This is a genomic window from Mesorhizobium ciceri biovar biserrulae WSM1271 (genome assembly GCF_000185905.1).
GTDB lineage: Bacteria > Pseudomonadota > Alphaproteobacteria > Rhizobiales > Rhizobiaceae > Mesorhizobium > Mesorhizobium ciceri.
Map to the genome: position 1 here is coordinate 2365871 of NC_014923.1, position 13878 is coordinate 2379748.

The 13878-nt window shown below is 60.8% G+C and carries 13 protein-coding genes; 9 read left to right on the forward strand and 4 right to left on the reverse strand.

Translation table 11 applies throughout. From position 1 onward, the window contains the following. Positions 1 to 89 precede the first annotated feature (89 nt). Genes MESCI_RS11375 through MESCI_RS11385 form a run of 3 tightly spaced genes read left to right on the forward strand, consistent with a single transcriptional unit; the run spans position 90 to position 3193 of the window. Positions 90 to 1358, forward strand: a complete 1269-nt coding sequence (locus tag MESCI_RS11375) for an ABC transporter substrate-binding protein (protein WP_164919881.1) — start codon at positions 90 to 92, stop codon at positions 1356 to 1358. A 55-nt stretch (positions 1359 to 1413) separates the two neighbouring features. After that, on the forward strand, positions 1414 to 2367 hold the full coding sequence (locus MESCI_RS11380) for a carbohydrate ABC transporter permease (protein ID WP_174299059.1): 954 nt from the start codon (positions 1414 to 1416) through the stop codon (positions 2365 to 2367). A 1-nt stretch (position 2368) separates the two neighbouring features. Further along, complete coding sequence (locus MESCI_RS11385; RefSeq protein WP_013530100.1) at positions 2369 to 3193, forward strand: carbohydrate ABC transporter permease; 825 nt, start codon at positions 2369 to 2371, stop codon at positions 3191 to 3193. 28 nt (positions 3194 to 3221) lie between these two features. On the opposite strand, the gene MESCI_RS11390 is transcribed toward MESCI_RS11385, so the two are convergent. Beyond that, entirely contained in the window at positions 3222 to 3557 is a 336-nt protein-coding gene (locus MESCI_RS11390) for a hypothetical protein (RefSeq protein WP_013530101.1), read from the reverse strand. Between the two features lie 145 nt (positions 3558 to 3702). On the opposite strand from MESCI_RS11390, the gene MESCI_RS11395 reads away from it, so the two are divergent. Together MESCI_RS11395 and MESCI_RS11400 are read left to right on the forward strand one after the other, a co-directional pair. Continuing rightward, complete coding sequence (locus tag MESCI_RS11395; RefSeq protein ID WP_063170314.1) at positions 3703 to 4446, forward strand: DUF899 family protein; 744 nt, start codon at positions 3703 to 3705, stop codon at positions 4444 to 4446. Between the two features lie 134 nt (positions 4447 to 4580). Beyond that, on the forward strand, positions 4581 to 5135 hold the full coding sequence (locus tag MESCI_RS11400) for a DUF4142 domain-containing protein (protein ID WP_013530103.1): 555 nt from the start codon (positions 4581 to 4583) through the stop codon (positions 5133 to 5135). 160 nt (positions 5136 to 5295) lie between these two features. Here MESCI_RS11400 and MESCI_RS11405 read toward each other — a convergent pair whose 3' ends face one another. Next, positions 5296 to 5616: a DUF1476 domain-containing protein gene (locus tag MESCI_RS11405; protein WP_013530104.1), complete on the reverse strand. Its 321-nt coding sequence runs from the start codon at positions 5614 to 5616 to the stop codon at positions 5296 to 5298. Between the two features lie 211 nt (positions 5617 to 5827). On the opposite strand from MESCI_RS11405, the gene MESCI_RS11410 reads away from it, so the two are divergent. The 3 genes from MESCI_RS11410 (at position 5828) to MESCI_RS11420 (ending at position 7158) form a co-directional block, all read left to right on the forward strand. After that, positions 5828 to 6211, forward strand: a complete 384-nt coding sequence (locus MESCI_RS11410) for a DUF6152 family protein (RefSeq protein WP_013530105.1) — start codon at positions 5828 to 5830, stop codon at positions 6209 to 6211. Then, positions 6212 to 6667 (forward strand): hypothetical protein, encoded by a 456-nt coding sequence (locus tag MESCI_RS11415; RefSeq protein WP_013530106.1) that lies wholly within the window; start codon positions 6212 to 6214, stop codon positions 6665 to 6667. Between the two features lie 98 nt (positions 6668 to 6765). Then, a complete protein-coding gene (locus MESCI_RS11420) occupies positions 6766 to 7158 on the forward strand; it encodes a Rid family hydrolase (protein WP_013530107.1) in 393 nt (130 codons plus the stop codon). Positions 7159 to 7204: 46 nt separating this feature from the next. Here MESCI_RS11420 and MESCI_RS11425 read toward each other — a convergent pair whose 3' ends face one another. Then, positions 7205 to 8971, reverse strand: coding sequence for a hypothetical protein (locus MESCI_RS11425; protein ID WP_013530108.1), 1767 nt, complete (start codon positions 8969 to 8971; stop codon positions 7205 to 7207). A 276-nt stretch (positions 8972 to 9247) separates the two neighbouring features. Here MESCI_RS11425 and MESCI_RS11430 point away from each other — a divergent pair, with 276 nt between their 5' ends. After that, positions 9248 to 10096 (forward strand): DUF4238 domain-containing protein, encoded by an 849-nt coding sequence (locus MESCI_RS11430; RefSeq protein WP_164919882.1) that lies wholly within the window; start codon positions 9248 to 9250, stop codon positions 10094 to 10096. Between the two features lie 58 nt (positions 10097 to 10154). Here the strand turns inward: MESCI_RS11430 and carB are convergent, their stop codons facing one another. Next, a complete protein-coding gene (gene carB, locus MESCI_RS11435; protein ID WP_013530109.1) occupies positions 10155 to 13661 on the reverse strand; it encodes a carbamoyl-phosphate synthase large subunit in 3507 nt (1168 codons plus the stop codon). Between the last annotated feature and the right edge of the window lie 217 nt (positions 13662 to 13878).

Here is a 13878-nt window from a genome sequence, read left to right on the forward strand (position 1 = left end):
CGCTTCGCATTCAATGGAAGGCGGGGTCCGACAAGCTGCCGGCGCGTGGAGTGTTTCCTGTCGCCGGCTGCGGAGGGACATCCATCACCATGAAGTTTTCTCACGCATTCCTGGCGCTCGGCGTCGCCGCCATGCTGATTGGTACGCCGGCGCGGGCCGTCGAGCTGTCGATGGTGTCGGGCGATACCGGCGACGGCATCAAGGTGCTGCGCGAGATCCTCGACCGTTACGAGAAAGACAGCGGTAACAAGGTCAGCATCGTCGTCATGCCGACGTCCGGGACCGACCAGTTCGGCCAATACCGGCTTTGGCTCGCCGCGGGAAACAGCGACATCGACGTCTACCAGACGGACGTGATCTGGGCACCGCAGCTCGCCAGCCAGCTCGTGGATCTGACCGCGGCGACCAAGGACGTCGTGGCCGAGCATTTCCCATCGATCATCCAGTCACAGACCGTCAACGGCAAGCTCGTCGCCTTGCCGATCTTCACCGATGCGCCGGCGCTCTACTACCGCAAGGATCTCCTCGACAAATATGGCGCCAAGGTGCCGGCCACCTGGAAGGAACTGGCGGACACCGCCAGGCTGGTCATGGATAAGGAACGTGCAGCCGGCAATCGGGATATCTGGGGCTTCGTCTTTCAGGGCAACGCCTATGAGGGGCTGACCTGCGACGCGCTCGAATGGGTGATGTCGAATGGCGGCGGCCAGATCATCGAGCCGGACGGCTCCATCTCCATCAGCAATCCAAAAGCGGCGGCGGTGCTCGATATGGTCAAGGGCTGGGTTGGGACCATCGCGCCGCCCGGCGTGCTCGCCTACCAGGAAGAGGAATCGCGCGGCGTCTGGCAGACCGGCAACGCGGTGTTCATGCGCAACTGGCCCTATGCCTATGCGCTCGGCAACGGCGAGGGCTCGCCGATCAAGGGCAAGTTCGACGTGGCGCCGCTGCCGGCCGGCACCGGCGAAGGCGCCCGACCGGTCGCGACGTTGGGTGGCTGGAACCTCGCGGTCTCCAAATATTCGAAGCATCCGGATGCCGCGATCGAGCTGGTCAAGTTCATTGCCTCGCCCGCGATGCAGAAATACCGCGCGCTGAAGACGTCCAATCTGCCGACCATCCAGGCGCTGTATGACGATGCCGACATCGCCAGGCAACACCCGATTATTCCGCGCTGGAAGCAGATCTTTCTCAATGCGGTGCCGCGCCCCTCGGCCGCCACCAGGATCAAATACAACGAGGCGTCGAGCCAGTTCTGGAACGCCGTTCACAACATTCTCTCGGGCGACGGCACTGCCGCCGACAATCTAGCCGACCTCGAAGCGACGCTGACCAAGCTGAAGGGTCGAGGCTGGTGACGATACTGGGACAGCCGGCCGGCGGGACCGCAGCGAGTGGAGCGAGATGACAGGGATGAAACCGGAAACAGCCAAGGCCGCGCATGCGCCGTTGAGGGCACAGCGCGTTCGCTCGGCGTGGCTTTTCCTGGCGCCAATGCTTCTGGTGCTCGCCGCGGCGGCCGGCTGGCCGCTTGCCCGCACGGTCTATTTCAGCTTCACCGACGCCTCGCTGGCCGATCTCGACGCGCGCCAATGGGTCGGCTTCGCCAATTACTTTTCGGTACTTCACATGCCAAGCGGCCGGACCCTCTATGACGGGTTGCTGGTCGACCCTGTCTGGTGGCGTGCCGTCTGGAACACGGTGCGCTTCACCGTGATTTCGGTGACCTGCGAGACCATCCTCGGCACCATCGTTGCCCTGGTTCTCAACGCCGAATTCAGAGGCCGCGGCATCGTCAGGGCGGCGATCCTGATCCCCTGGGCGATCCCGACGATCGTCTCGGCGAAGATGTGGCAATGGATGCTCAACGACCAGTTCGGCATCATCAATGTGGTGCTGCTCAATCTTGGCCTGATCAGCACCAAGATCGCCTGGACGGCCAACGCCGACACCGCGATGGCGGCGGTCCTCATCGTCGATATCTGGAAGGCGACGCCATTCATGACGCTGCTCATCCTGGCCGCGCTGCAGATGCTGCCGAGGGAGATCATCGAGGTCGCCAGGCTCGACGGCGCCAACCCTTGGCAGATCTTCTGGCGGGTGACCTTGCCGCTGATCCGCCCCGCGCTGTTGGTGGCGGTGATCTTCCGCGCGCTCGATGCACTGCGCATCTTCGACCTGGTCTATGTGCTGACGCCCAACAATGTGCACACCAAGTCGATGTCGGTGTTCGCCCGCGAGAACCTGTTCGAGTTCGACAAGTTCGCCTATGGCTCCGCCGCCTCGACCCTGCTCTTCCTCATTCTCGCTCTGCTTACCATCGTCACCATCCGGATCGGCCGGATCAGCCTGGACGGGGACCGCTGAGATGTGGATCGTGAAGCGCACGGCCTTTTACCTGCTGGTCGGGGCAATCGTCTTCGTCGCGGTGTTCCCGTTTTATTACGCGATCGTCACCAGCCTGAAATCCGGGACCGATCTGTTCCGGGCTGATCTGTGGCCAACGACGATCAGTTTCGCCAATTACAGAAACGTGCTGATCGAGGGCGCCTTCGTGCGCAACCTCGCGAACTCGCTCTTCGTCTCCGGCGCAGTCGTCGCGCTGTCGCTGTTGCTCGGCGTCACATCAGCCTACGCGCTGGCGCGCATTCGATTCCGCGGCCGCTCGGCCCTGCTGTTCATCATCCTGTCGGTGTCGATGTTCCCGCAGGTGGCGCTGCTGGCCGGGCTGTTCGAACTGGTCCGCATCTTCGGCCTCTACAATTCGCTGTCCGCGCTGATCTTCTCCTACATGATCTTCACCTTGCCGTTCACCGTCTGGGTGCTCACCACCTTCGTCCGGGACCTGCCGGTCGAGGTCGAGGAGGCGGCGATCCTCGACGGCGCGACGCCGTGGATCATCGTCACCCGGGTCTTCCTGCCGCTGATGTGGCCGGCGCTGGCGACCACCGGCCTGCTGGCCTTCATCGGTGCGTGGAACGAGTTCCTGTTTGCCCTGACCTTCACCTCCAACAACGCACAGCGGACCGTGCCGGTCGCGATCGCGCTGCTCTCCGGCAACTCGCAGTTCGAGATCCCCTGGGGCAACATCATGGCGGCCTCGGTGATCGTCACGGTGCCGCTGGTGGTGCTGGTGCTGATCTTCCAGCGCAAGATCGTCTCCGGCCTCACCGCCGGCGGGGTGAAGGGGTGAGGAGCGGTCAGCGTAGTTCGGACCGTTGTCAGATGTCCGGCGCGTTGCCTATCTTCTGCTTGAGATCAAGCGCCCAGGTGCGGCCTTCATCGCCGCCCCACAGCAGCCAGGCGATGTAGCCGGCCGAAGGGTTCTGCTCATTGCCGTAATTTCTGCCGCGCTTGTCGACCTCGTGGCGGGCGAAATAGCTGACCATGCGGCGAATGGTGGAGGGCGCGAGCTTTTCCCGGTTCTTCAGTTCGGTGGCGCGGGCGACGCCGATCTCGGTGCCGCCGCGGCCGAATTCTCCGCGCAGTCTGAGGCCCTTGGCGGCATTGTCGGCCACCACTTGCGGGCAGCGCAGATCGATCTCGTCGTCGTGCATTTCGTCCCCCGGATCACGCTGCCCGAACAGGGATTACGACATATCACCATGCGCAATAAATGTCGGAGCCGATCGCCGCCAAACGTCCTTGGGTCGCAGAGCAACCGCGCCGGGACGCCGGCGCTGCGACTTGAAGGAGCCGATCATGATCACCTTTCCCAACGAATCCGCGAAATACCGCACCGCGCGCGAAAAATTGCTGAAGAAGGAAATCGAGCTGCGCCGCGCCATGGAAGAGGTCGCCGAGGCCCGGCGCGCGCTGCCGCCGGGCGGGCTGATCCGCCAGGACTATGAATTCGACGCACTGGATGCCCACGGCAAGCCCGCGAAGACAAGGCTGTCGGAGCTGTTCGCGCCCGGCAAGGACAGCCTGATCCTCTACAACATGATGTTCCCGCGCCACCCGCAGGAGAAGCGCGATGTGGCGACCAGCGGCGGCACGGCGAAGCTCGCCCGACCGGACCAGCCATGTCCGTCCTGCACGGCATTGCTCGATCAGTTCGACGGCGCGGTCGGGCATCTCCAGGCGGCCGGCTTCAATTTCGCGGTGGTGGGCAAGACCGCGCTCGAAAACCTGGTCACGCTCGGTCGAGATCGGGGCTGGCGCAACATGCGGCTGGTGTCTTCGGCGGCCAACAGCTTCAAGCGCGACTACAATGCGGAGGCGGCCGACGGCTCACAGATCCCGCTGCTGTCGGTGTTTCACCGCGACCCCGACGGCATACGCCATTTCTGGAGTTCGGAACTGGATTTCGCACCGACGGAGCCCGGTCAGGATCCGCGTGGCCTCGGCACCTGCGAAACGCTTTGGAACCTGATGGATTTCACGCCTGAGGGGCGTCCAAACTGGAACGAGCAGCTGCAATATGGCGAGGCGTGTTGCCACTGAAAGGCAGCTCTGGTCAGCCGCCGCGGTTCGGGCCGATCGAGGCGACATGCGCAGGCTTCTTCCTCATGACCTGCAACCGGAGTGCCCAAGCGACGTTGGATTGTCCGAGGGACAATTCCAACCGGAGACATGCCATGAAAACGCTTACCATTCTGACCGCAGCAGCATTGCTTGCCGGCGCGCCGGCCTTTGCCCAGTCGAACACGACCGCCACGACCACGCCGCTCGCCGCCACGACGAAGGTCGACACTTCGACCTTCATCAAGACGGTGCCGAGCGCCAATGAGTTCGAGATCGAGTCCAGCAAGCTCGCCGAGCAACAGGCGACCGACGCCGACGTCAAGGCGTTCGCCAAACAGATGATCGCCGATCACACCAAGGCCGGCGAGGAATTCAAGGCGGCGCTTGCCCAGGGCCAGACAACCTCGGCCACCGCACCGTCCGGTCCGGCCCTGCAGCCCAAGGAGCAGAAGATGCTCGATGAGCTGAAGAGCGCCAGCGGCGATCAGTTCCAGGCCAAATACATCGAGATGCAGACCAACGCTCACAAGGAAGCCGTCGCGCTGTTCAGCGGCTATGCGAAATCCGGCGACGACCCGGCAATGAAGGAATTCGCCAAGAAAACCCTGCCGACGCTGCAGATGCACGAAAAACACGTGAAGGAACTGGCCGCCGCCCATCAGGGGTGAGGGCGGTTCACTATGGCGCCCCCCTCTGTCCTGCCCGGCAGGACAGAGGGGGGCGCCGTAGAGCGCTACGATGGAAGCCAGCCCGCTTGGCCAACCAACACCACAATGTGGCCCTGTGCCTTAAGGACGGCACGCCCTACCGATCAAGGCTGAGCGGCGCTCAGGTCGACCTGATCTGCTCGACCGCGGTCACCAGCAGGGTTTCCATGGCGGTGCGTATCTGGGCATCCGACTGGGCGATGCCCGCCGCGTCGAAGTCGGCGCGGACCTTGCGGAACACATCGTTGTCGCCTGCCTCTTCGAAATCCGCGTGCACGACTTCCTTGGCATAGGCGTCGGCGTCAGCACCGGATTTGCCGAGCTGTTCGGCGGCCCACAGGCCGAGCAGCTTGTTGCGGCGCGCCATGGCCCTGAACTTCGTTTCCTCGTCCATCGCAAACTTCTTTTCGAAGCCTTCCTGACGGTCTCTCATGCTGCTCATGTTCGCCTCGTTTCCGATGGGAGTCCGATCTTCAGCCCAGGGGAAGAACGGCCAGGAAAGAGAGAGTGGCGCGCATGGGTGTCATTAACAAGGCGTCATGCCGGCGATTGGGCGGGCGCTTGGCGGTCCGGTCTTTCGCTCGATATGATTTGACGTTGCCGCGCCGTGTCCTACTCTCAAGTGCCTGCGGGATGAACCGAGGAGACGAGCGATGCAGTTCAAGGCAATTCGCAGCGTCGCGCTGACGGCGGCCGTGATGCTTGCCGCCGGCACCGCGGCCTATGCCCATCATGGCTGGTCGTGGACACAGGATGGGTTTTTCGAACTCAAGGGCAAGATCACGGCCATCTATATCGGCAATCCGCACGCCACGCTGGATGTCGACGCCGAGGGTGAGGCCTGGCGGGTGGAGATGGCGCCGCCATCACGCACCATCGCCGCCGGCTTCACGGAGGAGGTGGCCAAAATCGGCGACGAGGTGACCGCGATCGGCAACCGCTCGCTCGAGGCGAGCGAAAAGCGCATGAAAGCAGTGCGCCTCATCGTCAACGGCAAAACATATGATGTCTATCCCGACCGCGTGCCGCCGGCCTAGATGACGGATTTTTTCGCCGGCATCGAGCAACTTGCCCTGGCGCGGTGGCTGAAGGCTTCCTTCATCGCCTATCCCATAGTCAATGCGCTCCACATCATGTCGATCGGTGCGCTGCTGACCAGCGTCGTTCTCATGGACCTCAGGATCTGCGGCGCCTTCCGTTCGCTGCCGCAAGCCGCATTCGTCGCGCTGCTGCGCCGCATTGCATTAAGTGCGTTCGCGGGTGCGCTCGTCACCGGCTCGCTGCTGTTTTCGGTCAAGGCGGGCACCTATGCGGCGATGCCGGTTTTCCTCGCCAAGATGGCACTCATCCTTCTCGCCGGCGTCAATTTTTTCACCTTCCTGCGCTTCGCCAGAGGCGGTGACGAGCTGGCCGGCAGCACCATCCTGGCTGTGCTCTCGATACTGCTGTGGACTTCGGTGCTGTTCGCCGGACGGTTCATCGGTTTTCTCTAGCGCCGCATCTTCCTTCTCCCCCTGTGGGAGAAGGGAAGAACGGCGCTGGCGTTCCGCCAGTGCGGGGATAAGCTCCCTGCAAACAAGGGAGATTTGCCATGAAGAAAGAAATCATCGAAGTCCCCGTCATGTCGGACAAGGTGCGGGCGCTCGGCCTTCCCTGCTCGACAGCGGTCAAGGCCAACGGCTTCGTGTTCATCTCGGCGACGCCGCCGGTGGATATGGTGACCGGCGAGATGGTGCGCGGCGACATCGAGGTGCAGACCGAGGCGTCGCTGAAGGCGCTGAAACATTGCCTGGAAGCGGCCGGCACCTCGCTCGACAATGTGGTGATGGTGCGCATCTACGCCGTCAATTCCGGCTTCTACAACGCCATCAACCGTGTTTATGCCAGGTATTTTTCGACCAACCCGCCGGCGCGCAGTTTTGTGCCGGTGGCGTCGTGGCCGATGGAGTTTGATATCGAGATTGAGTGTGTGGCGGTGGCATAAAAATCGCGACACCAACAAATGCACTTCGCCATAGGCGTCCAACCAATTAAGCGGCAGGCGCAGCCTCTTCCGTTGCCTCTGTCGCCTTTGGATCAACAGGCAGCTCTACATCTGGCAGCCGTCCAAACTTTTTCTGCCATTGGATCAACTGCCAAGTGTGGGCTCTGGCGCTGTCCAGAGGGCTTCGTGCTGCTATTATCTGGAGTGCATCGGCTGCCCGATACATGATTTCAATGGCGATATTGGTTGGGTTTGAGACATTGAGATAGTCCGTAAGGCCTTCACGGATTTTCCTAAGCTCCTCGCCGCGATGGCTCGTGAGCACCCGCACATATTCCTCTACCGGCAGTTTTGCCAATTGCGCTGCGATATCCGAACCGAATCCAGCCTCTTTCAAACCTAAGAAAAGCGCATCATTGGAGAGGTTAGGCTTAACGCCCTCTCTAGCCTTCGTGACCCTTGCAAGGATGTCCTTGGGCAGTTCCATGCCAAACCGGAAAAGACGCTCAACGTCAAAAGCACTCACATCGCCATCGTGCGCCTTTTCATAGAGGTCAAAAACCTTTTTCGCTTCTTCCTTGTGCCCAATTCTGCCAAACAAGTCGATGAGTTGCGATGTAGTGCCCAATGAATAAAACTGCGCGTTCGCCTCAAAGCACTCCATAAGCTCAACGACTAATTCCTCTCCATTGTCATCGAACGAGTTGCGATATGAATCCCACGCCTCTTCCAACTTGGCGTTCGCCTCAGCGGACTGCTCGATTTTGTTGAGTTCGGTCGCGTAAACAGCCACCACCGTTGGATCGAAATACCCATTGATAATGCCGTCCATTAGGACCAGGTCAAAATCGTCAGTGTGGGTGTAGCCATATTGCCTTAATTTCGGCTCCCATTTTTCCCGCAGCTTCGCAACTTCTTCGTTCGGGGGCTGCGTCGCGAAGGAATACTCTCCAATCGCCTTTAAGAAATTCAGGGTCGGAGCCATCTCAGGTTGATAGTTACACCATCCGAATAGCACCAGTGATTTCGTTACCGCCTTCAACACGCCAGACTTATAATCTTTGAGCATCGGAGCTATGTCGCTTACGAGACTGTAGATCTTCCGAATGACGCGAATATTATCGATTCCGAGCAGGATAGTTTGCTCGCGCACGTCATCCGTCGGAATTGGAGTAGCTTTGAGGTTATCAAGAGCGGTCGCAGCGGATTCACTTGCGGAAGGTATGAAGCGCAGATTGAGGTCGACAACCTTCTCAAGGAATCGCTCAAACTGCGGGCGATCATCCAGTCGCTCGTCATTCAACAGAAGGGCTACTTTGCAATGACGCTCCTCCGTCAACTGCGAAATTAGCCCAAGAACGTCCCCACTCCGCAGGTGCTCTCCCTTGCGTTCAAGGTCGTCTATGCAAATGAGGCGATTGCGAATAAGCAGTGTCATTAGCGATGCAGCGGCACCATAGTAACCATCGCCTAAGAAGCCGCCGAACCGGCCAGCTAACTTCTTTACAAGCGTCACACCGTCTTCGTAGGCAGCGGTAAGGTTGGTCGCATCGAAAGGCTGGCCTATCCGTTCTCGCTTGATCGTCTGGGTCGCAATTTGGCGCTGCACTTCCTCGATGCTGTTCAGCCCAAAGAGAGACACATAGGCATATTTTTCTAAACCTATACCGCCCTTGACGTTTGCAGCTTTCTCCAGCTCATCATTCCAAGTGTAGGTCTTGCCGGTGCCCCAATTGCCTCGGATGCAGAGCACTCCAGGGCCGTCTGATTTCAGGAATTCCGCAACCTTCTGGCGTACCAGTTTCGTTGACATGTGCCCACCCAAAGACTCAAAGCGTCACCGTAACTTGAATCTTGGCTGTGTCACTTCCTCGTTTCAATTTGGTGAAGCTGTTCAAACATTCGTAGACGTCGCGGCAACGTGAGGACATGTTACAGGTTGATCCTTTTTTGATTTATAGATTTCCAGAGTGACGTGAATGCGAGCGAGTCAACCGATCAAGCACCATTTCTTGCCCGTCTTCTACTTGAAACGCTGGGCTCAAACTGATGGTCGGTTGATCGAATTCAGTAAGCCTTCGGCAATCAGGTGAAGCCTAAACGAGTTCACCCAGAGGGCACTGGTTACATATCGAGGCTTTACGCCATTCAAGGTCTTCCTGACGAAGTCGCGCATGAGATGGAGCGCGAGTTTCTCTCCCCAATCGATAGCAAGGCTGCTGATGCGCTTAAGACCATGCTTAACGGTGGAGAATTCTCGGTTGCACAACGCCTCGCTTGGTCGGGTTTTATCGCCACGCTTTTATCGCGAATGCCCTCGGATATTAGAATGCTGCGCGAAAACATCACAGAGCTGTCTTCGACAATCGCTCCGGGTTTTGAGAATATCTTTCAGGCACTAAAACCCGAAAATGAGGCTAGAACTTTCGAGCAAATGACTGACGAATTCCTAGCGAAAGCTGCGCCTCGTACCATCAGGCACGCAAAAAATTTGATGTCGAACGAAAGATTGATATCTGGATTGGCAGCGATGGAGTGGTCAGTGTTGACGGTGGATAGAGCTATCCACGAGCTCCTGACTTCGGATCGAGCAGTAATCTATACTAACGTACTCGGGAGCGCAGAATCGCACGTCATCGTGCCAATTGGGCCGAGAAAGCTATTCGTTGGGGTCAACGACCGAGCTCTTATTGAAAACATTAAGCGTATTGGGGAAGACAAGCTGGTAAGCGCCACGAACGCTGCTGTTGTCGGTGCCGCCGACAAGTTCGTCTACGGCAGGTCCGATAGCAAAATCCGTTTCGTCCAAAATCGTATGGGAGAGGCTCAAGTTCCTTCACTCATCGAACGGATGAGGGTTTTGCAAAGGTCGCGTTACGATGACGTCTTAAGACTTTTACGCGAATTGCCAGTTCCAGTTCAAAATGAGCCTGAGTAGCCGCTGCCCCTCATCCGCCTGCCGGCACCTTCTCCCGTTGAACGGGGAGAATACAGCTCTAAGCAAAATACTCCTGCAGCGGCCGCACCTCCAAACTCCCCGCCTTCAGCGCCGCAATCGCCTCCGCCACCGCGGCAGCACCGGACAGTGTCGTATAATACGGCACCTTCTGCATCAGCGTCGCGCGCCGTAGCGACTTGGAGTCCGACACCGCCTTCTGGCCGTCCGTCGTGTTGAAGACGATCTGCACCTGGCGGTTGCGGATGGCGTCTTCGATGTGGGGGCGGCCTTCCAGAACCTTGTTGATCTTCTCGGCGACGACGCCGTTTTCGGCGAGGAAGCGGGCGGTGCCCGAGGTGGCCAGCACCTTGAAGCCGAGGCCGGCGAGGCGCTTCACCGCTGGCAATATGCCTTTCTTGTCCTCGTCGCGCACCGAGACGAACAGCGTGCCGGAGCGGGGCAGGTCGACGCCGGCGCCGAGCTGGCTCTTGGCGAAGGCCAGCGCAAAATCGCGGTCGAGGCCCATGACCTCGCCGGTCGAGCGCATTTCCGGGCCGAGCAATATGTCGACGCCGGGGAAACGGGCGAAGGGGAACACGGCTTCCTTGACCGCGATGTGGCCGGGGTTCCTGGGGTCGGGCATGGCGCCGTAATGGGCGAAGGCGTCTTCCAACTTCTCGCCGGCCATGATGCGGGCGGCAATCTTGGCAATTGGCCGGCCGATGGTCTTGGCGACGAAGGGCACGGTGCGCGATGCGCGCGGATTGACCTCCAGCACATAGACCGTGCCGTCCTTGATCGCATACTGCACGTTCATCAGCCCGCCGACATTGAGCGCGCGGGCAAGGGCTGCCGTCTGGCGCTCCAGCTCGTCGACCAGTTCCGAAGGCAGCGAGTGCACCGGCAGCGAGCAGGCGCTGTCGCCCGAATGGATGCCGGCTTCCTCGATGTGCTCCAAAATGCCGGAGACGAAGGTCGCCTTGCCGTCGCAGAGGCAGTCGACATCGACCTCGATGGCGCCGGATAGGTAGGTGTCGAACAGCAGCGGGTTCTTGCCCAGCAGCGTGTTGATCTGGCCGGTCTTGTCGTTGGGGTATTTCTGCTTGATGTCCTCCGGCACCAGGCCGGGCACGGTGTCGAGCAGATAGGTCTGCAGCATGCCCTCGTCATGGATGATCTGCATGGCGCGGCCGCCGAGCACATAGGACGGGCGCACCACCAGCGGGAAGCCGAGCTCGCCGGCAACGAGTCGGGCCTGCTCGACCGAATAGGCGATGCCGTTCTTCGGCTGGCTGAGGCCGAGCTTGTGCAGCAGCTTCTGGAAGCGGTCACGGTCTTCGGCCAGATCGATCATGTCGGGCGAAGTGCCGAGGATCGGAATGCCGGCCTTCTCCAGCGCGTCCGCCAGCTTCAACGGCGTCTGGCCGCCGAACTGGACGATGACGCCGACCAGTTCGCCCGAGGCCTGTTCGGCGCGCAGGATCTCCAGCACGTCTTCCGCCGTCAGCGGCTCGAAATAGAGCCGGTCTGACGTGTCATAGTCGGTCGACACGGTCTCGGGGTTGCAGTTGATCATGATTGCTTCATAGCCGGCGTCGCGCAGCGCAAACGCGGCGTGGCAGCAGCAATAATCGAACTCGATGCCCTGGCCGATGCGGTTCGGCCCGCCGCCGAGGATGACGACCTTTTTGCGCGATGACACCTGCGCCTCGTTGGCCAGCGCGCCGGCGAACGGCACTTCATAGGACGAGTACATGTAGGCGGTGGGCGAGGCGAACTCGGCCGCACAAGTGTCGATGCGTTTATAAACCGGATGAACGTCGAGCTTTTCGCGAGCTTTCTGAATCACTTCGGCGTCGGTCTTCGTCAGCGACGCGAGGCGGGCATCGGAGAAACCCATGGCCTTCAGCATGCGCAGGTTGACGGCGTCCTCGGGAATGCCGTGCTCGCGGATGCGGGCTTCCATGGCGACGATGCCGGCGATCTGTTCGAGGAACCACGGGTCGATCTTGCACATGGCGTGCACGTCTTCCAGCGAGGTGCCCATGCGGATCGCCTGCGCCACCATGCGCAGCCGGTCGGGCGTCGGCGTGCCGAGCGCCGCACGAATGGCGTTGCGGTCGTCGGCATGGTTGGCGGAACCGAGGCCCCCATGGCTGAGACCGGGGATCTCGATCTCGTCCAAACCGGTGAGGCCGGTTTCAAGTCCACGCAGTGCCTTCTGCAGCGATTCCTGGAAGGTGCGGCCGATGGCCATGACTTCGCCGACCGACTTCATGGCGGTGGTCAGCACCGGCTCGGCGCCGGGGAATTTCTCGAAGGCGAAACGCGGGATCTTCGTGACGACGTAATCGATGCTCGGTTCGAACGAGGCTGGCGTCGCGCCGCCGGTGATGTCGTTCTCCAGCTCGTCCAGCGTGTAGCCGACGGCGAGCTTTGCGGCGATCTTGGCGATCGGGAAACCGGTCGCCTTGGAGGCCAGGGCCGACGAACGCGAGACGCGCGGGTTCATCTCGATGACGACGAGGCGGCCATCGGCCGGGTTGACGGCGAACTGTACGTTGGAGCCGCCGGTCTCGACGCCGATCTCGCGCAGCACCGCGATCGAGGCGTTGCGCATCATCTGGTATTCTTTGTCGGTCAGCGTCAGGGCAGGGGCGACGGTGATCGAGTCGCCCGTATGCACGCCCATCGGGTCGATGTTCTCGATCGAGCAGACGATGATGCAATTGTCCGCTCTGTCGCGGACGACCTCCATCTCGTACTCCTTCCAGCCGAGCACGCTCTCCTCGATCAGCACTTCGGTGGTCGGCGAGGCGTCGAGGCCGGACTGGACGATCTCGTAGAATTCGGCGCGGTTGTAGGCGATGCCGCCGCCGGTGCCGCCCATGGTGAAGGACGGGCGGATGATGGCCGGCAGGCCGACATGGTCGAGCGCCTGGGCGGCGATCGCCATGCCATGGCTGATATAGCGCTGCTTGCGGTCGCCTTCGCCGAGGTTCCAGCGGGTTTCCAGCGCATCGAGCGCGGCGTCGAGATCGGCCGGCTTCTCGGCCTTGAGCGCCGCGCGCTCGGCCTCATGCGTCTTGCGGTCGGTGTTCTTGACGTCGGTGGCGTTGGCCAGCATCGACTTCGGCGTTTCCAGGCCGATCTTCTTCATCGCCTCGCGAAACAGCGCGCGGTCCTCGGCCTTGTCGATGGCGGTAGCATCGGCGCCGATCATCTCGACATTGTAGCGCTCGAGCACGCCCATGCGGCGCAGCGACAGAGCGGTGTTGAGCGCGGTCTGGCCGCCCATGGTCGGCAGCAGCGCGTCGGGCCGCTCCTTGGCGATGATCTTGGCCACCACTTCAGGCGTGATCGGCTCGATATAGGTGGCGTCGGCCAGTTCCGGGTCGGTCATGATGGTGGCCGGGTTGGAATTGACCAGGATGACGCGGAAGCCTTCCTCTTTCAGCGCCTTGCAGGCCTGCGTGCCGGAATAGTCGAACTCGCAGGCCTGGCCGATGACGATGGGGCCGGCCCCGATGATCAGGATCGACTTGATGTCAGTGCGTCTTGGCATGTCAAAGGTCCGTTCGGCGGGCGGCTTGCACAAAAAACCGGGACGGGAAGACCCGGCCGGTTGTGCTCGCGATTCTGGTATCAGGCTAGGAGGGCCTTATAGGGAAGAGTTTTGACTGATGTAACCCCGAAAATGCGAGGTAGGGGAATAGGGGAATAGGGGAATAGGGGAATAGGGGAATAGGGGAATAGGGGAATAGGGGAATAGGGGAATAGGG

Coding starts and splice junctions, on each gene's coding strand:
- MESCI_RS11405 (WP_013530104.1), bottom strand. CDS start 5,616: ATGAGCAGCATGAGAGACCGTCAGGAAGGCTTCGAAAAGAAGTTTGCG.
- MESCI_RS11415 (WP_013530106.1), top strand. CDS start 6,212: ATGACGGATTTTTTCGCCGGCATCGAGCAACTTGCCCTGGCGCGGTGG.
- MESCI_RS11400 (WP_013530103.1), top strand. CDS start 4,581: ATGAAAACGCTTACCATTCTGACCGCAGCAGCATTGCTTGCCGGCGCG.
- MESCI_RS11390 (WP_013530101.1), bottom strand. CDS start 3,557: ATGCACGACGACGAGATCGATCTGCGCTGCCCGCAAGTGGTGGCCGAC.
- MESCI_RS11375 (WP_164919881.1), top strand. CDS start 90: ATGAAGTTTTCTCACGCATTCCTGGCGCTCGGCGTCGCCGCCATGCTG.
- MESCI_RS11410 (WP_013530105.1), top strand. CDS start 5,828: ATGCAGTTCAAGGCAATTCGCAGCGTCGCGCTGACGGCGGCCGTGATG.
- MESCI_RS11395 (WP_063170314.1), top strand. CDS start 3,703: ATGATCACCTTTCCCAACGAATCCGCGAAATACCGCACCGCGCGCGAA.
- MESCI_RS11425 (WP_013530108.1), bottom strand. CDS start 8,971: ATGTCAACGAAACTGGTACGCCAGAAGGTTGCGGAATTCCTGAAATCA.
- carB (WP_013530109.1), bottom strand. CDS start 13,661: ATGCCAAGACGCACTGACATCAAGTCGATCCTGATCATCGGGGCCGGC.
- MESCI_RS11380 (WP_174299059.1), top strand. CDS start 1,414: ATGAAACCGGAAACAGCCAAGGCCGCGCATGCGCCGTTGAGGGCACAG.
- MESCI_RS11385 (WP_013530100.1), top strand. CDS start 2,369: ATGTGGATCGTGAAGCGCACGGCCTTTTACCTGCTGGTCGGGGCAATC.
- MESCI_RS11420 (WP_013530107.1), top strand. CDS start 6,766: ATGAAGAAAGAAATCATCGAAGTCCCCGTCATGTCGGACAAGGTGCGG.